At 61.1% G+C, this 15,695-nt stretch carries 17 protein-coding genes and 1 pseudogene; 10 read left to right on the forward strand and 8 right to left on the reverse strand.

Features of this window, described 5'->3' with window-relative positions; genetic code table 11:
* Positions 1–2: 2 nt before the first annotated feature.
* From pcaC to AC0L17_RS04835, 4 genes are all read right to left on the reverse strand, one after another.
* Entirely contained in the window at positions 3–401 is a 399-nt protein-coding gene (gene pcaC / locus AC0L17_RS04820; protein ID WP_128166359.1) for a 4-carboxymuconolactone decarboxylase, read from the reverse strand.
* Entirely contained in the window at positions 398–1,198 is an 801-nt protein-coding gene (gene pcaD, locus AC0L17_RS04825) for a 3-oxoadipate enol-lactonase (RefSeq protein ID WP_473515031.1), read from the reverse strand. Before pcaD ends, pcaC begins: the two co-directional genes overlap by 4 nt.
* Before the next feature lie 5 nt (positions 1,199–1,203).
* Positions 1,204–3,096, reverse strand: coding sequence for a bifunctional sugar phosphate isomerase/epimerase/4-hydroxyphenylpyruvate dioxygenase family protein (locus tag AC0L17_RS04830; RefSeq protein WP_473514971.1), 1,893 nt, complete (start codon positions 3,094–3,096; stop codon positions 1,204–1,206).
* Positions 3,097–3,180: 84 nt separating this feature from the next.
* Positions 3,181–3,867 (reverse strand): TetR/AcrR family transcriptional regulator, encoded by a 687-nt coding sequence (locus AC0L17_RS04835; protein ID WP_473514972.1) that lies wholly within the window; start codon positions 3,865–3,867, stop codon positions 3,181–3,183.
* Positions 3,868–4,043: 176 nt separating this feature from the next.
* Between AC0L17_RS04835 and AC0L17_RS04840 the strand changes: the two genes are divergently transcribed.
* The 6 genes from AC0L17_RS04840 (at position 4,044) to AC0L17_RS04865 (ending at position 9,154) form a co-directional block, all read left to right on the forward strand.
* Positions 4,044–4,952 carry a shikimate dehydrogenase gene (locus AC0L17_RS04840; protein ID WP_091595713.1) on the forward strand — a complete coding sequence of 303 codons (909 nt, stop codon included), beginning with the start codon at positions 4,044–4,046 and terminating at the stop codon, positions 4,950–4,952.
* A gap of 47 nt (positions 4,953–4,999) precedes the next feature.
* The gene (dctP, locus tag AC0L17_RS04845) at positions 5,000–5,986 is read left to right on the forward strand and encodes a TRAP transporter substrate-binding protein DctP (protein ID WP_473514973.1); all 987 of its coding nucleotides are present in this window, start codon (positions 5,000–5,002) and stop codon (positions 5,984–5,986) included.
* A 66-nt stretch (positions 5,987–6,052) separates the two neighbouring features.
* Entirely contained in the window at positions 6,053–6,571 is a 519-nt protein-coding gene (locus AC0L17_RS04850; protein WP_473514974.1) for a TRAP transporter small permease, read from the forward strand.
* Positions 6,568–7,869 carry a TRAP transporter large permease gene (locus tag AC0L17_RS04855; protein ID WP_091595707.1) on the forward strand — a complete coding sequence of 434 codons (1,302 nt, stop codon included), beginning with the start codon at positions 6,568–6,570 and terminating at the stop codon, positions 7,867–7,869. Before AC0L17_RS04850 ends, AC0L17_RS04855 begins: the two co-directional genes overlap by 4 nt.
* A 4-nt stretch (positions 7,870–7,873) precedes the next feature.
* Positions 7,874–8,308 carry a type II 3-dehydroquinate dehydratase gene (locus AC0L17_RS04860; RefSeq protein ID WP_473514975.1) on the forward strand — a complete coding sequence of 145 codons (435 nt, stop codon included), beginning with the start codon at positions 7,874–7,876 and terminating at the stop codon, positions 8,306–8,308.
* A gap of 9 nt (positions 8,309–8,317) precedes the next feature.
* Positions 8,318–9,154, forward strand: a complete 837-nt coding sequence (locus tag AC0L17_RS04865) for a 3-oxoadipate:acetyl-CoA acetyltransferase (protein ID WP_473514976.1) — start codon at positions 8,318–8,320, stop codon at positions 9,152–9,154.
* 605 nt (positions 9,155–9,759) lie between these two features.
* Here AC0L17_RS04865 and AC0L17_RS04870 read toward each other — a convergent pair.
* Entirely contained in the window at positions 9,760–9,960 is a 201-nt protein-coding gene (locus tag AC0L17_RS04870) for a hypothetical protein (RefSeq protein WP_473514977.1), read from the reverse strand.
* Between the two features lie 850 nt (positions 9,961–10,810).
* Between AC0L17_RS04870 and AC0L17_RS04875 the strand changes: the two genes are divergently transcribed.
* Together AC0L17_RS04875 and AC0L17_RS04880 are read left to right on the forward strand one after the other, a co-directional pair.
* On the forward strand, positions 10,811–11,380 hold the full coding sequence (locus tag AC0L17_RS04875; RefSeq protein ID WP_473514978.1) for an NADPH-dependent FMN reductase: 570 nt from the start codon (positions 10,811–10,813) through the stop codon (positions 11,378–11,380).
* Positions 11,381–11,418: 38 nt separating this feature from the next.
* Positions 11,419–11,928: a nucleotide disphospho-sugar-binding domain-containing protein gene (locus AC0L17_RS04880; RefSeq protein WP_473514979.1), complete on the forward strand. Its 510-nt coding sequence runs from the start codon at positions 11,419–11,421 to the stop codon at positions 11,926–11,928.
* A gap of 35 nt (positions 11,929–11,963) precedes the next feature.
* Here the strand turns inward: AC0L17_RS04880 and AC0L17_RS04885 are convergent, their stop codons facing one another.
* Together AC0L17_RS04885 and AC0L17_RS04890 are read right to left on the reverse strand one after the other, a co-directional pair.
* Positions 11,964–13,274, reverse strand: a complete 1,311-nt coding sequence (locus AC0L17_RS04885; protein WP_473514980.1) for an adenylate/guanylate cyclase domain-containing protein — start codon at positions 13,272–13,274, stop codon at positions 11,964–11,966.
* Between the two features lie 252 nt (positions 13,275–13,526).
* A complete protein-coding gene (locus AC0L17_RS04890; RefSeq protein WP_473514981.1) occupies positions 13,527–13,904 on the reverse strand; it encodes a hypothetical protein in 378 nt (125 codons plus the stop codon).
* 336 nt (positions 13,905–14,240) lie between these two features.
* Here AC0L17_RS04890 and AC0L17_RS04895 point away from each other — a divergent pair, with 336 nt between their 5' ends.
* Together AC0L17_RS04895 and AC0L17_RS04900 are read left to right on the forward strand one after the other, a co-directional pair.
* Entirely contained in the window at positions 14,241–14,849 is a 609-nt protein-coding gene (locus tag AC0L17_RS04895) for a hypothetical protein (protein WP_473514982.1), read from the forward strand.
* Between the two features lie 122 nt (positions 14,850–14,971).
* Positions 14,972–15,409, forward strand: a complete 438-nt coding sequence (locus tag AC0L17_RS04900; protein ID WP_473515039.1) for a hypothetical protein — start codon at positions 14,972–14,974, stop codon at positions 15,407–15,409.
* Here the strand turns inward: AC0L17_RS04900 and AC0L17_RS04905 are convergent.
* Positions 15,400–15,600: pseudogene (locus tag AC0L17_RS04905) on the reverse strand (sigma-54-dependent Fis family transcriptional regulator); the annotation flags it as partial. The gene AC0L17_RS04900 and the pseudogene AC0L17_RS04905 overlap by 10 nt on opposite strands.
* Positions 15,601–15,695 lie beyond the last annotated feature (95 nt).

A 15,695-nucleotide genomic window follows, 5' to 3' on the forward strand; every position in this document is an offset into this window, starting at 1 on the left:
GATTAGCCGGCCTGAGCGTCGATTTCGTCGAACGTCTTCCTGGCGATCTTCATCGCATGATTTGCCGCCGGCACCCCGGCATAGATTGCCACATGCAGCAGCGCCTCGCGTATGTCGTCGCGCGTCGCCCCGGTATTGACGCTGGCGCGGATATGCATCGCAACCTCTTCGTCCTGCTTCAGCGCGGCGAGCAACGCGATGGTGATCATGGAACGCTCGCGCCTGGTGATGTTAGGCCGCGACCAGACGTGGCTCCATGCAGCCTCCGTGATCAGTTCCTGGAAAGGAATGTCGAATTCGGTCTTGGCCGCCTCTGCGCGGTCGACATGGGCGTCACCCAGCACTGAACGGCGCGTCGCCATCCCTTCGACGTATCGGTCGCCGTGTCGTGGCTTGCTCATTTGCGCTCTCTTGGCATGTCGTTCAGGAAGCCACGGATCAGCCCGGCCAGCCTTTCCGGCTGCTCGACGCATGGGATGTGGCCCGCACCGGCAATGATCTCGAACCGTGCGGCGGGGATTGAGCGGGCCAGCGATTCCACCAGTTCAGGCGGCGTCGATCCGTCCTGATCGCCGACAATGCAGAGTGTCGGCACGTTGATCGCGGCGGTCGTCGCGGTGAAATCGGCGTCGCGGATCGCCGCGCAGGCAGCAGCGTAGCCGGCCGGATCCTGGCGCGTCAGCATCGTTTTATAACCCGCCAGTTCCTCGCCGCGATTGTTATGGAAATCCGGCGTGAACCATTTTCGCATCACGTCGTCGGCAAAGCTGGCGATGCCCTCCGACAGGGTCGCGTTGATGCGCCCGTTCCACATCTCGACTGTGCCGATTTTCGCTGCCGTATCGCAAAGGATCAATCCCTCGATCAAATCCGGCCGCGTCTTGTAAAGGCATTGCGCAATGACGCCGCCGATCGAAAGCCCGCAGATCACCGCGTGCTTTACGCTGAGATGGTCGAGCAGCCCTGCAAGGTCCGTCGCATGGGTCTCGATTGTTTGCGGCGCGCCACCCAGCTCGCTCAGGCCGTGTCCGCGCTTGTCGAACGCAACGGATGTACAGTCGTCGGCCAGCCTTCGCTCGACCTCGTTCCAGATGCGCATATCCGTGCCGAGCGAGTTCGCGAAGACGACCGTCGGCCTGCCAGTTTTGGGACGATGCCGGTAGTGGATCGTCGCGCCATTGATGCGAGCAAAGTTCATACTTGTCATAGCTTTGGCATTCCTTTGGGCCGCATCAGCCGTTTTTGCGCGGCGATGCGGAATGGTGCGTTCGGCGCACCATAGCCTGCATACGCGCCGCGCCGTTCAACGAACTCGATAATGAATCCCTCTCCGAATGTCGGCGCATAGAGCTGAAAAAATTCGCCGTTGTCGTCGCGATCATAAAGGATATTGGCTGAGCGTAACCGATCGGCGACCTCCGGATCCAACCCGAAGCGCGCTTCTACGTCGTCGTAGTAGTTCATCGATATCTGAAGCGGTTCGAAGCCGTTGGCCTGCAGCTTCGCCGCCGTCGCAAAGATGTCATCCGTCGCGAGTGCCAGGTGCTGGACGCCGGAACCAAAGGTTTCGGCGATGAAATGGCCAGCCAGGGTGCGGTGACTCTCGGCGCCGTTCAGCGTGAGGCGGAAGCGCTTGTCCAGACCTTCGATGACCTGGCTGCGCACGAGGCCGGCCGGATCGACAATGTCGACCATCGGGGTCTTGGTCGTCCTGAAGATCGAGACATAGAACAGCAGCCAGCTCGGCATCTCCTCCTGTGCCATGGTCTGCCCGACATGATCGATACGGGTGAGGCCGACGCCATTGCCGGAACTTGCCGACGTGACCGGCGTGAACTCTATGTCCCAGACCTTCGCCAGGTCGGTCTTGGCATCGAGGAAGTAGATCAGTCCGCCGCCGACGCCGCGGATCGCCGGGATCGACAACTCGCCGGGCCCAACCCGCTGGTGAAAGATCTCCGCGCCCAGTGCCTCGGCGCGCGCCACCGTGGCGGCGGCGTCCTCGACCTTCAGGCCCATTGCGTATGCCGACGTGCCATGGACAACAAAGGAAGAATGGGCAAAGCCCTGCCGCTCGGTGTTGATGACAATATTGATCTCGCCCTGGCGGTAGAGCGTGACGTCCTTCGAGACGTGCCGACCGGCCTCGACAAAGCCGAGCATGCGCAACAGCGATCCAAGCTGTCCGGCGTCCTGGCGATCGGCCGCGAACTCGATGAACTCGACCCCTGCAACTCCGATGCGGTCGGGCATGGGCGGGATAGCCATGTCAAGTGCCGGTTCTTCACGCCGCACCTGATCCATCAACCATACGAGCGAACGCCGTCCGTCGACGGAGATCGCCTTTGCCGACCCGCCACGGAACTGATCGTTGAAAATCTCGAGCGACAGATAGCCGTCATAACCGGTTGCGGCGACCGCCTGCATGAACTGTCGCACCGGCAGATCACCTTCGCCTGGCATGTTGCGGAAGTGCCGGCTCCAATAGAGCAAGTCCATTTCGATCAGCGGCGCGTCGGCGAGTTGGACAATGAAGATCTTGTCCGCGGGTATCGAACGGATGGAGACGAGTTCAATCCTGCGGGCCAGCGTGTGGAAGGAATCGAGAACCAGCCCGACGTTCGGATGGTCAGCCCTGCGCACGATTTCCCACGCATCGCGATGATCGTTGACGTGACGCCCCCAGGCCAATGCCTCGTAGCCGACACGCAGACCGCGCCTGGCGGCGCGTTCGCCAAGCTCGCGAAAGTCCATGGCCGCCCGGTCGATCCCGCCAAGCGAGACGGGCGACACCGACGAGCATACCAGCATCAGATCGGTGCCGAGTTCCTGCATGACGTCGAACTTGCGCTCGGCACGATCGAAGGCGCGGTTGCGTTGCGGCTCCGGCAACCCCTCAAAATCCCTGAACGGCTGGAAGAGCGTTATGGTCAGACCTGCGTCACCAGCCATTCGGCCGACGTCGCGCGGTGAGCCGTCAAAGGCGAGGAAATCGTTCTCGAAGATTTCGACACCGTCGAAGCCCGCGGCGGAAATTGCCGCGAATTTCTCCGCCAGGTCACCGGCGATCGACACCGTCGCGATCGACGTCTTCAAGCGCGCCTCCTCCCTGGTTTGTCGTGAACGAACCAGTTCGTACATAACTAAGGCAACGCTGCCAGCACCGCAAGTTTCGGCCGCTCAGCGTTCTGCGGGAGCTTCGTCCTTCGCGACAAAACGCAACAGCATCTCCACGCTGTTGCGTTTGAGCCGCTCGAGTTGTGCCGGCGCGCCGAAGTCGCGTCCGAAGATCATCGAAAAGGTGGTGCGATTGGAAACGTTGAAGAAGCACAGCGCGCTTACTTGCCAATGGAGTTCGACCGCGTCGAGTCCCGGCCGGAAGACCCCCTCTTCGACACCGCGTGAATAGATACGAGAGATGTGGTCGATCGCCGTCACGTTCAGTTCGCGGATCGCATCCGATTGTTGGAGGTATTGGCCGTGATGGATGTTCTCGATCATCACCATGCGGATGAATTCCTCGTGTCGGTGATGGTGGTCGAACGTGAACTCCACCAGGCGCGTCAGTGCCGCCACGGGGGGCAGACCTTCGATATCAAGTTGAGCCTCGCCCTCGCGCACCTGACGATACGCGTTCTCGAGCGCGCGCAGGTAGAGGCCTTCCTTGTCGCCAAAATAGTAGTAGATCATGCGCTTGCTGAAGCGTGTGCGCGCCGCGATCTCGTCTATGCGCGCGCCCGACAAACCGTTCAGGGCAAACTCCTTGGAGGCGATCTCCAGGATGTTGCGGCGCGTGCCCTCAGGGTCCTGGATACGCGTCGTGCTCGCGTCCGGCTTCGGCTTTCGTTCTTTCTTGATAACGGCCATGCAGTTTGAGTTCCCGCCCCGGCACAGCCGGTATTTGACTAAACTAACCAGTTAGTACATTATTCGCAAATCGCGACAGGCTCATTTACCGGCGCGTTTGGCGTGAACACAAGGGCGATCCGGGAATTGCCGCATTTGGGCTGGGAGGCGGCCCGCACAGGGAGGAATTTCGCGAGATGGACGACAGCCTTGTCGACCTCCTTTGCCGTCTTGCCGACGAGCACAAGGGCGCCGCCGGCGGCGACAACGAAAAGGTCGTGATTGGCCTCGTCGGACGCGGTATTCAGTCCTCGCGCACTCCCGGCATGCACGAGCGTGAAGCCCGGCGCCTCGGCATCGGCTATTCGTACCTTTTGCTCGATTTCGACAGGCTCGGATTGCCAGACGCGGCGATCGGCGACTTGATCGCGGCGGCGGAAATTGCAGGCTTTCACGGCCTCAACATCACGCATCCGTTTAAACAGGCTGTCATTCCCGTCCTCGATGCATTGTCGCCGGAAGCGCGCGTGATAGGCGCGGTGAATACGGTCGTCTTTGCTGGCGGACGCAAGGAAGGCCACAACACCGACAGCTGGGGTTTCGCGGAGAGTTTTCGCGAAGCGATGACAGGCGCATCGATGGGCTGTGTCGCAATGTTCGGCGCCGGCGGAGCGGGCGCCGCAGTCGCAAACGCGCTGATGCAAATGGGCGTTGGCCGGCTGTTGGTCCTCGACAGCCAACCCGGTCGCGCCTCGGATCTTGCGTCGCGCATGGGCGCCTTGTTCGGCGGTCGCGTCGAGACGTGGCCGGACCCGGCCGCAGCCGTGCGCATGGCAAACGGCATCGTCAACACGACCCCGGTGGGCATGGCGAAATACCCCGGAACACCGTTCGACACGGCTCTTCTGACAGCCGAAAAATGGGTCGCCGACATAATCTACTTTCCGACCGAAACAGAGTTGCTGGTCGCAGCCCGTACGATCGGCTGCAGAACGCTGCCGGGCATCGGCATGGCGATCCATCAGGCCGTCCGCGCGTTCGAGCTGTTCACCGGGCGCAAGGCCGACCGCCGCGCCATGGCAGATCATTTCGAGGCCGCCGCATAAGGCAATGACGCCTATAACCATATGAAGACCATAGGGAGGAAATCGACATGAAAGCTGAAATGAACCGACGCCTGTTTATGGTCGCCGCCGGCGCACTCGCCGCCGCGACCGCCATTCCCGCCTTCGCCCAGGACAAGCCGAAGCTGCGTTTCTCGGCCGTGTTCTCGGAACAGGACATCCGGGCCGAGATGATGAAGATGTTCGCCGAAGCCATCAAGGACGACTTTGCCTTCGAGGGTTATTACGGCGGCAACCTGTTCAAGCAGGGCACCGAACTTGTCGCCATCCAGCGCGGCAACCTCGAGATGGGCAACGTCGCCCCGCAGGACATCTCCAAGCAGATTCCGGCGTGGTCCATCGTCACCGCCGGCTACCTGTTCCGTGACGCCGCGCACGTGAAGGCGTTCTTTGCCAGCGATGCCGGTGCAGAGCTGAAGAGGATGACCGAGGACCAGCTCGGCGTGAGGGTGCTCGGCCCTACCTATTTCGGCCTGCGCCAGGTCGGCCTGAAGCCGGACAAGGAAATCAAGACTCCCGCCGACATGGCAGGCATCAAGCTGCGTATGCCGGGTGGCGACGCCTGGCAATTCCTCGGCCAGGCGCTCGGCGCGAACCCGACGCCAATGGCCTACGCCGAGGTCTATACCGGCCTGCAGACAGGCGCGATCGATGGGCAGGACAACCCGTTGCCCAACGTCGAGAACATGAAGTTCTACGAGGTCATGTCGCAGATCGTGCTCACCTCGCACCTTGTCGGATTCGACCTTCTCAGCATCTCGAAAAAGGTGTGGGACGAGATGGGGGCCGAGAAGCAGGCAAAGGTCCAGGCCGCGGCGGACAAGGCGATCGACTTCTCGACGGAGAAACACCTGACGCGCGAGAAGGAACTCGTTGAAACGTTCAAGGGCAAGGGCCTGAAGATCTACGAGCCCGATGTCGCAGCATTCCGCAAGCATGTGCAGGAGCAGTATCTTGCCTCCGACCTGGCCAAGGAATGGCCTGCCGGGATGGTCGACAAGATCAACGCGCTTTGACGCGACGAGCCAGCCGGCCGGTCCGCTTGCGGCCGGCTGGCCGGTTTGGCCAGGCAGGGAGGCATCATGAACCCGGGATTGAGAAAGGTCGGCGGCTGGCTCTACCGGCGCGCCGAGAACGCAATCGCCATCGCAATCGGCGTCATGTTCGCCGCGTTTCTGCTGCAGGTTGCTTTTCGCTACCTTCTCAACTGGCCGACCGGCTGGAGCAACGAGCTCACCGTCGTACTCTGGATCTGGGTTGTGCTGTTCGGCGCAGCGTTCGTCGTTCGTGAAGAGGAGGAAATCCGTTTTGATCTCCTCTACGCCACAGTCGGTCCGGACATCAGGCGGGTAATGACGCTTGCCTTCGCAATCGCTCTCGTCGCGCTCTATGGCTGGTCCTTTCCGGCCGTCTTCAGCTACGTGACCTTCATGAAGGTCGAGAGCACCGCCTATCTCAAGATACGCTTCGACTGGCTGTTCTCGATCTATCTCGTCTTCGTGGTCGCCGTGATCGCCCGTTACCTATGGCTGGCGTGGCGTGCTCTGCGCGGCGAAGCACCGGCGGAATTCGACCCCACGAAAGCGAGCTCCGGCGTATGAATCTCGCGAGTCCCTTTTCGCTGTCAGTCGTTGCGATCACAGCGCTGGCCCTGCTTGGCCTGCCGATCGGTCACTCGATGATCGCCGGGTCGATCCTCTATCTCTGGCTTGCAGGGCTCGACATGGGCACGTCGGCCGAGCAACTCCTCAACGGGCTCTACACAAGCTACATTCTGCTTGCCGTACCGATGTTCATTCTCGCCGCGGAGTTGATGAACGCCGGGACCATGACCGACCGGCTGCTGCAATTCTGCAACGCCGTCGTCGGCCGTTTCCGCGGCGGTCTGGCGCAAGTCAACGTGCTGCAGTCGATCATCTTCGCCGGCATGTCCGGCTCGGCCATCGCCGACGCCGCGGGCACCGGCAAGATGATGCAGCAACTCATGACCAGGGATGGCAAGTACCCGGCGAGCTATGCCGCTGCGCTGACAGCCGTCACCTCCGTCGTCGGCCCGATCATTCCTCCGTCGATTCCTCTGGTCATCTACGCGCTGATCTCGGATGCATCCATCGGCTACCTGTTCATTGCCGGTATCGTGCCGGGCCTTCTTCTCGCCCTGTCGCAGATGATCATCGTCGCCATCGACGCGCGCCGGAAGAACTTTCCGGTCGAGAAGCCGGTGCCGCTCAGGGAATTGCCGGGGATCACCTTGCGCGCATTTCCGGCGCTGATGCTGCCGGTCGTTCTGCTGGTCGGCATAAGGGGCGGCGTGATGACCCCGACCGAGGCCGCGGCGGTCGCCGCCGGCTACGCGCTGCTCATCTCGGTCGCGATCTATCGCAGCGTGACGCCGGGCCAACTCTACCATGCGCTTCTCAACAGCGCCCGCACCACGGCCTCGATCGGCATGCTCATCGCCGGCGCCCTGGTGTTCAACTACGTTGTCACGGTCGAGAACATACCGCAGTCCCTGTCGGTGATCCTGAAGTCCTGGGATCTTTCGCCGATGGGTTTCCTGATCCTGGTCAACATCCTGCTGCTGATCCTGGGCTGCGTGCTGGAAGGGACGACCATCCTGCTGGTAATCGTACCGGTGCTGATTCCGACGGCGCAGGCGCTCGGTGTCGACATGGTGCATTTCGGCGTAATGGTCGTCGTCAACATCATGCTCGGGCTCGTCACCCCGCCCTACGGCTTGCTGCTGTTCATCATGACCCGCATCGCAGAGGTGCCGCTGCGCGACCTGGTGCACGACGTAATGCCGTTTCTCTACGCCATGATTGCCGCCCTGATGCTGATCACCTTCTTCCCATCGCTGGTGCTGTGGCTGCCGCGCCTGCTGGGCTATCAAGGATAGGACCATGACCAAGCCAATCTTCGTCCTCAACGGCCCAAATCTCAACCGGCTCGGCATGCGCGAGCCGGAGATCTATGGGCGGACGACACTCGCAGAAATCGAGCGGATGTGCCGTGACGCCGCCGGCGACCATCCGATCCGTTTTCACCAGTCGAACATCGAGGGCGAAATCGTCAACTGGGTGCATGAGGCGATCGACGAAGGCGCGGGCATTCTGATCAATCCTGCGGGTTTGAGTTTTATTTCGATCCCGGTGCTCGATGCGCTCAAGATGTTTCCGGGCCCGATCGTCGAACTGCATATCTCGAACATCCATCGCCGCGAGGAGATCTATCATCGGTCGCTGGTATCGAAGGTCGCCACCGGCGTGATCGCGGGACTTGGCGCCGAAGGCTATCCGCTCGCGATCCGCTGGCTCATCGACCAGGTCGACGGATAGTGTATCGCCATGCCTGAACCCTGCATCATCGCTGTTGCGATCACCGGCTCGCTGCCGCGCAAGGAAGACAATCCTGCGGTGCCAATCAGCGTGGCCGAACAGATCGAGTCGACCCAGGAAGCCTTTGAAGCAGGTGCGTCGCTGGTGCACATCCACGTGCGCAATGACGATCAGAGTTCATCGTCTGAACCAACGCGCTTCGCTGCTGTTCAGGCGGGGGTGCGTAGGCATTGCCCCGGCATGATCGTCCAGTTTTCGACCGGCGGGCGCGGTCGTGATCCGGCCGCGCGTGGCTCGGCACTTTATCTGAAACCGGACATGGCCTCGCTTTCGACCGGTTCGGTCAACTTCCCATCCATCGTCTACGAGAACCATCCCGCCCTGATCGGTGATCTCGCAACCGCGATGAAGGCAAATGGCGTGCTGCCGGAGATCGAGATCTTCGACCTCTCGCACCTTCACACTGCCAGGCGGCTGGCCGACGGTGGGCTTATCGGCGAGCGCCCGCACATCCAGTTTGTCATGGGCGTGCAAAACGCACTGCCTGCGCAGGAGAGATTGCTCGATGTGCTCCTCACGGAAGCGAAACTCCTGTTTCCACAATCCACCTGGACAGCGGCCGGAATAGGCCGCAACCAGACGATCGTCATGGAATGGGCGTTGGCGCGCGGAGCAGACGCAGTGCGCACCGGACTTGAGGACAATATCAGGATCACCAGGGAACGCCTGGCGCGCAGCAACGCCGAGCTTGTTGAAATCGCGGCGGCCTCAGTCGGGAAGTTTGGCCGGCGTGTGGCCACCGTCAACGAGGCGCGCCAAACGCTTGGTCTGGCGTCAGGATCGTAATTCCTGGGCCGCAACTTCGCGCCGCGCTGTCGGATCTGTTGCGCCTTGGCCAGCGTCCTGGAATTACGGTGACAGTGCACTATTTTCTTTCCCCGCCTAGCCGCGTTTTCCCGATTTCACGGCTTTTCCGGTTTGCTCGGCAATCCGGTCCAGAAGTGGTTCGCCGCCCTCCGGCCGTTCAGATGCCGACATCGGCAGCGCGGCGATGCTGGTCGAGCCGTGCGTTCAACTACACACAGGAAGGCCTCCGATCGGTAGGTGCGGCGAACGGCGGCAACGACGTGCGAATAGGATGGTTGAGTGTATGATCGAAAATGCCGTAGCTGCAGTCTAACGCGAAATGCCGAGCGTCTGTGATCCATCGGTCATTGCAGCGGCGATGAACCGGAATCATGACCCCAAGCCGACCTTCAGCAACCCGTTTTGCTGCCCGATAGCCGACATTCGTGGCAACCAGCGCTGATGGCCGGAGAGCGACTTACGCAAGCCGCGACGTGAACGGCAGCTTCGCGCCCGATCTTGGTCATTCCGGGTACCATTGCCACTGCCCAAAACCAGAAATTACCGGCGTCTGGGAGAGCACGTGTGGCCCTTACACCCTCCATTCAATAATCCGTCGATCGGCTGACCTCGTCCCACTTGAGCGCGGCCGCGGCTCGGACGGCATCCGTCTGTGCTATGCGCTCTAAGGCATCACGTCCCAGAATCAGTTGCTCGGGCAGATTATCCTCACGCGATAAGTCGAAGATCACATTGGCGACCTTGCCAGGGTCGCCGGGCTCGTTTCCCGCATAATTCTCGGTCATCCGCATGATCTCGCCTATTGTCGGATCGTATGAGCCAAGTCTTGGGCATTTGTTCTCCGGGTCATCTCGCAAGCGTCGCGGAAGCGAACCGCTTTACGAAAGCATCGCTGCAGCGCTGCGAAGATTCAAATGTGCTAGAGGGTCATATCTCCGCTCGGATGGGCTAGGCAGAGCTATCCCAAGGGTCAGGCCTTTGCGTAGATCCATTATTAAACGTGATGGACTGTCTATCGGTGCGCGACATGCCCGGGTTCGTCATTTGCTCGTTCGACCAGCGTGCCGACCAAAGACACGCGTAGAACGCTATGTTGAGGGCGCGCGTTCAGTCGACTGCATCAAAGCTGTGAATGACCGATACCGCGGTTTAGAATCTCCCCGCGCTGGGTGTACCGGCGACAGGCAAGAGACACAGCCGTTGTTCGCTGCTCAAAGCGGCATCCTCTGACGTTTGCGGGAGATCACCCCATGCTCGCAACGGGTCTACCATAGACCTTCGCATCGCCTGACCGACACTGCCGTTCGATAGTCGCGCGGACCGAGGCGGCGCAATCTCCTCCGCAGACACTAGGTGGCCATCCATGGAGGCGCATGCCAACCCACGGGGGCCAGCGGCGGAGGTGGCCGATACGGCCGTGGGTAAGGCGATCAGCAGGAGACAAACATGAGCTTTGGACAACACCTCACACCCCGGTAGGCCGGAGCCTGACGAGTTGGTTCCGGCGCGCTACGCGCTGCGGAGCCGTTAGCGGCGACCCGATTAAACGGGCTGAACTCGTGAGCCCGCAATTGATAGCCTTATGGCCGCGCAGAAGCGGGCGTGGCTGAGTTGAGAATTGAAAAGGATCATTAAATGGCTAAATTTGAGGTCGGCTACGTTATTGGTAGCCTCGCGTCTCAATCTATCAACCGACGGCTTGCGCTCGCGCTCGTCAAACTCGCTCCTTCGAATTTGAGGCTCAGGGAAATCCCCATCCGGGATCTGCCGCTCTACAGCTACGATTATGACTCCAATTATCCAGAGGCCGCAAATCGCTTCAAGAGTGCCATAGCTGATACCGACGCCGTCCTTTTCGTTACGCCAGAGTACAATCGTTCGATACCCGGCGCGTTGAAGAACGCGATAGATTGGGCTAGCCGGCCGTACGGGCAGAATGCGTTCACGAGGAAGCCATCGGCGGTGATAGGAACGTCTCCCGGTTTGATTGGCACCGCCGTCGGCCAGCAGCACTTGCGCACTGTCCTCGGCTTCTGCGATTCGCCGCAGATGAACGCGCCGGAGGCTTACATCCAGTTCACGCCGGACCTTATCAGCGATGATGGCGAAGTGTCGCGCGAATCCACAGCCGAATTCCTGAAGACCTTCATGGTAGAATTCAGTGGCTTCATCGAACGGGCACGTACCGTGCCGGTTCCCGCCTGACCGATCCGGGGTTCGACGCCGTCCGGCTCGAGGACCCCGTGCTGTACGCGTCGCTGGGCACGGTGTTCGATGCGCGGCCCGCCCTGCTGCAGACCTTCGCGACCGCGCTGGCACCGCTGGGCGGCACCGTTGTCGTCTCGACCGGGTCCACGGAACCGGCAGACCTGGGTCCGCTGCCAGCCAACGTGCTGGCCCGCCAATCCGTGCCGCAGCTCCAGGTGCTGGCCCGGGCGGCGCTCTTCGTGACCCACGGCGGCATGAACAGTGTCAACGAGGCGATGCGGACCGGGGTGCCGACACTCGTCGTGCCACAGGGGGCGGACCAGCCAATGGTGGCGCGGCGGGTTGTAGAGCTCGGTGCCGGCCTCGAGCTGGGGTCTCAGAAGGCGCCTATCGTGACCCTTCGAATATCCCGGAAAGGGCCGCTGCATCAGACATTTAAGCGTTCCGGTGCCCCGGGGTTAATTTTCGGCGCGCTTTCATACTCAGAGACGACGGTTGATCAGAGTCTCATCCGCGGGTTGGAACATAAGAGACTACTGATCTGAAGTTCCCGAATTCATGCTTGTCCACCTTCCTCCGACTAGCCCCGCCCCTGCCGGCGCCGCGGACCAGGCAAAGGCTGCGAGCGTTCCAGGCTCAGGCTGGGATCAAGGGTAAAGAGCTCCTGCGCGCGTCCGACGCCACGCAACGCGAACCGGCCGACTGAAACGAGCTTTTTGCGCTCCTCGCCGAGTAGCAGCTCGGCGAATTCCGATGAGCAAAGCATATTGCGACCGGCCGACTCGCACATGGAGCTGATCCGGCTGACCTCATTGACCGGCGGGCCGACAACGGTGAAATCGAGACGGTCCGGAGTACCGATATTGCCGTAGAAGACCCTGCCGGCATGCAGGCCCAAGTGAATGTCGGCGACAGAAAGGCCATCGTTTTTGCGGCGTTTGGCAAGCTGCAGCAGCCGTGTGCGCATGTCGCGTTCTGCCTCCACCGCGGCGCGACAGGAATATTCGGGCCGCGAACTGGTGAAGATGGCCAGGACTCCATCTCCGATCAGTTTCAGCACATCGCCGCCGGCGGCCTTCACTGCGCCGATGACCGCTTCGGCGTAGTCATTGATCAACGGCACGAGTTGATCGTTTTGAACCGACTCGGACAGGTTCGTATAGCCAGTAATGTCGGAGAACCAGAGTACGGCGTTGATCCTCTTCACCGAGCCGTGGCGGATGCCGCCGCTCAGCACCTGGCGACCAGGCCCCCGGCCGAGATATGCCTCGACCAGCGTCTTGGTGAGCCTTGTCTGCGCAGCCGAACGAACCGCCAATCCCAGATGCGGTGTAAGCCGGGACAGAACAGCGACTTCCTCCTCCGAAAATCCACCCGGGCGCGCTGTGGTCCAGCGGGCGTAGAATGCATCGACATCCTCGACCCTCATCGCCTGCCGGATACGATAGACGATCGCAAGATAGTCCGTCTGGCCGGCATCGCGCAGCTCCTCGATCGCCGGAAAGCCGCGCGTTTCGCCTGCTTCGAGCCGGCAACGTAGGGTCAATTCACGCCGCCGCAGCATCTCCAGAAACGGGCTGCGCTTCCACAACTCCGCTCCCTTGCCCTCACGGCTCGACGGGTATTCTTCTTCGCGGAAGCTGATCGACTCGTCTTCGTCCCAGAAGAAGGCGCGTGCCTCGTGCATCGGGTGCAGCGTGTCGATCATCACAAACGCCTTGCCCAGCGGCAGCCCTGCTTCGACGCAACGCTCGCAGAAGGCCTGTACAAGCGATTCCTCGCTGCGGATGCCAAGCAGCCCAGCCTCCGCGAGCCAGGTGGCAATTTCATCGCAATCGCTGATCTTCATTGCCGACGATAGCTTCCCATTGCACCGCAAAAACGGCGCCACGGTGTTTTATATCACATGCGTGGTCAACGGAGCACAAGCACGTCACCCGATGACAAGCTGATGCTTGCTGTCCTGGATCGGATGTTGTCGGTGCTCCAAATGGGGATTTACGAGTCTCGGCACGGACTCTGAACCGAACCGAGTAATGTTACCGCAATTCCGACAGGATGCGCACCCAACCGCGTATTCCCTTGCGAAGCCGATCGACACCGTACCGCTCGTTAGGGGCATGAATGGCATCGTCGGCGAGGATCAAGCCCGTGACGATGCAATCGATGCCAAGACGGTCGTAAGGAGTACGACCAATGGAACCGTGCCGCCCGTCCCCTTGATCAGGGTCGGCTCTGGCCATTCTGCGTCAAGCGCTCGCGCAGTGGCTGCAATGTAGGGGCTGGCTTCGTTCACCGACACCGCCGCGTTCCCGCCGGCCCCCTCGAACACAACCTGACAGCCGGCAGGAAAGCGAGCTTCGACGAAGTTTCGAAAGAAGGCGCGGATATGTTCCGGTCGCTGACCACCAACCAAGCGGAACGACAGTCGAACTGTGGCGGATGAGGGTAGAACCGATCGTTCGCCGGGGCCTATATTGCCGCCCACGATGCCGTTGAAGTCGATGCCAGGACGCCCCACATCAACTCGACCGTACCGTATCCGCCTTCATCATATCCTCCGGTTACCGAAACGCCGGCCAGAGCCTCAGTGAGATCCAGAGCTTCCCACTGAACACCCGACATTTAGCCCGACGGGCGGCTGAAGCGGCGGCGATGGAACGCTATGAGGCTGCAAACATTTATCCCCGAGATCCGCGCGTTCACCTCAGTCGGTTTCGAGACCCTCGCAAGCATAAAGGATCCAGGATCGATAAAGCTGATTGAGTCCAGGCGGCGAAGCCATTGATGGCTCGAGAGCAGTCCTTGCGCCTACGATTGGCGTTTGCCGCCGCGCCAGTCCGCGAAAGGGCCGGCCATGGCGGCAAAGCAGCGCAGTAAAGCCCCGATCCCCAAATACCCGCTCTGGATCACTCTGCCCTATACGCTTTTTGTCGCCGTGCTCACGCCGGTATACTGGTTGCGATACGGCCCCGGCAATTTCCTGTGGTTCTCCGATATTGCGCTCTTTGCCGTGCTGATCGCGTTGTGGACCGGCAGCCGACTCCTCTATTCGATGATGGCAGTCGGCGTTCTGCCGCTCGAGTTCGCCTGGTTGGCGGACTTCGTGACCGGCGGCAAGCTGACCGGGCTCGCTGCCTACATGTTTGATCCAAGGGAGCCCGCATATGCGAGGACGCTGTCCGGCTTTCATTTGTTCATGCCGGTCATCATTATTTTCATGCTGATCCGGCAAGGCTACGACCGCCGCGCGTTCAAAGCGCAGACCGCTCTCGCCTGGGTGGTACTGGTTGCAAGTTACTGGTTCACCCGGCCCGACGAGAACATCAACTGGGTGCACGGGCCTGGTCCGGAGCCGCAGAGGATCTTGCCGCCACGCATGTATCTCGGCCTGTACATGGTGCTTTTGCCCCTGGTCGCCTACTTGCCGGTCCATCTTGTATTGAAACGGCTGTTCCGGCCGTAGCTGGCCATGCGGAGACGACCGGCGAATTCCAATGCGCTGCGCGTCCAGGCTTCCATCCCCGGCCAGCGCATTAGTCTGATGATCTTGGGCGGGGCGCAGGCGAATTGTCTCGGTGAACGGTTTTGGGGCTCGTCCTGAGTGGATCGCTGCCGTTTAGCATCCTGATCGCATCGAGGAACAACGGCTCCCTGCGTTCGTTGGCCTTCGGCGAGATAAGGAGCCAAATCATGCAAAGAGACCAGAAACGGAATCGCAAGGACGATTCTCCCAACATCTCTAAAACCACGGGCGTTGACTCGAGACATGAACGACAAAAAGCTCGTCCCGACGCCGATGATCCGACTGACCCGGAAGAGGTATGGAAGAGTTCCGAGACGACACCCCAGCGCGAAGCGAAAGAAAAAACGTCGGAAGAACCAGACGGGCGTGTCGCCGATGCGGGCGACGTCGGTGGCGGTCAGCCTTCGCCCTACGAGACGGAAGTGCAGGCGGACAGCGTTGCCCAGCAGACAGACCGCAACAGGCAGACTGGTGAGAAGCCGAAGCCATCCCAGGAATGAAAAGCCTCGTCATCCACAGGCGCACCGCGCCGTTCGACCGGCACGCCGTCACGATCGGCGAGCAGGACGCAGCATCCGACATCGCCCACCGCAAGATAGAGCCGGTCCAAGCTCGATTGGGCGGCCCGGACGAGCGGTTCAATGCGTTGCCGGGCCTCTCCCAATTCCGCCTCTGTCAGATGGCGTGGCGGGCCGAGCACGGCAAAAAGTCCACTGTCACCGAAATGCCCTTCACCGAAATACCCTTGCGCCGACACCACGGGATGGCGGCTGACGCTTCGCTCGT

This window comes from Mesorhizobium sp. WSM4829 (assembly GCF_055811475.1).

Bases quoted from the DNA above. Each gene is read 5' to 3' on its own strand.
- pcaC (WP_128166359.1), bottom strand. From the start codon at position 401: ATGAGCAAGCCACGACACGGCGACCGATACGTCGAAGGGATGGCGACG.
- pcaD (WP_473515031.1), bottom strand. From the start codon at position 1,198: ATGAACTTTGCTCGCATCAATGGCGCGACGATCCACTACCGGCATCGT.
- AC0L17_RS04835 (WP_473514972.1), bottom strand. From the start codon at position 3,867: ATGGCCGTTATCAAGAAAGAACGAAAGCCGAAGCCGGACGCGAGCACG.
- AC0L17_RS04840 (WP_091595713.1), top strand. From the start codon at position 4,044: ATGGACGACAGCCTTGTCGACCTCCTTTGCCGTCTTGCCGACGAGCAC.
- dctP (WP_473514973.1), top strand. From the start codon at position 5,000: ATGAAAGCTGAAATGAACCGACGCCTGTTTATGGTCGCCGCCGGCGCA.
- AC0L17_RS04850 (WP_473514974.1), top strand. From the start codon at position 6,053: ATGAACCCGGGATTGAGAAAGGTCGGCGGCTGGCTCTACCGGCGCGCC.
- AC0L17_RS04855 (WP_091595707.1), top strand. From the start codon at position 6,568: ATGAATCTCGCGAGTCCCTTTTCGCTGTCAGTCGTTGCGATCACAGCG.
- AC0L17_RS04860 (WP_473514975.1), top strand. From the start codon at position 7,874: ATGACCAAGCCAATCTTCGTCCTCAACGGCCCAAATCTCAACCGGCTC.
- AC0L17_RS04865 (WP_473514976.1), top strand. From the start codon at position 8,318: ATGCCTGAACCCTGCATCATCGCTGTTGCGATCACCGGCTCGCTGCCG.
- AC0L17_RS04870 (WP_473514977.1), bottom strand. From the start codon at position 9,960: ATGACCGAGAATTATGCGGGAAACGAGCCCGGCGACCCTGGCAAGGTC.
- AC0L17_RS04875 (WP_473514978.1), top strand. From the start codon at position 10,811: ATGGCTAAATTTGAGGTCGGCTACGTTATTGGTAGCCTCGCGTCTCAA.
- AC0L17_RS04895 (WP_473514982.1), top strand. From the start codon at position 14,241: ATGGCGGCAAAGCAGCGCAGTAAAGCCCCGATCCCCAAATACCCGCTC.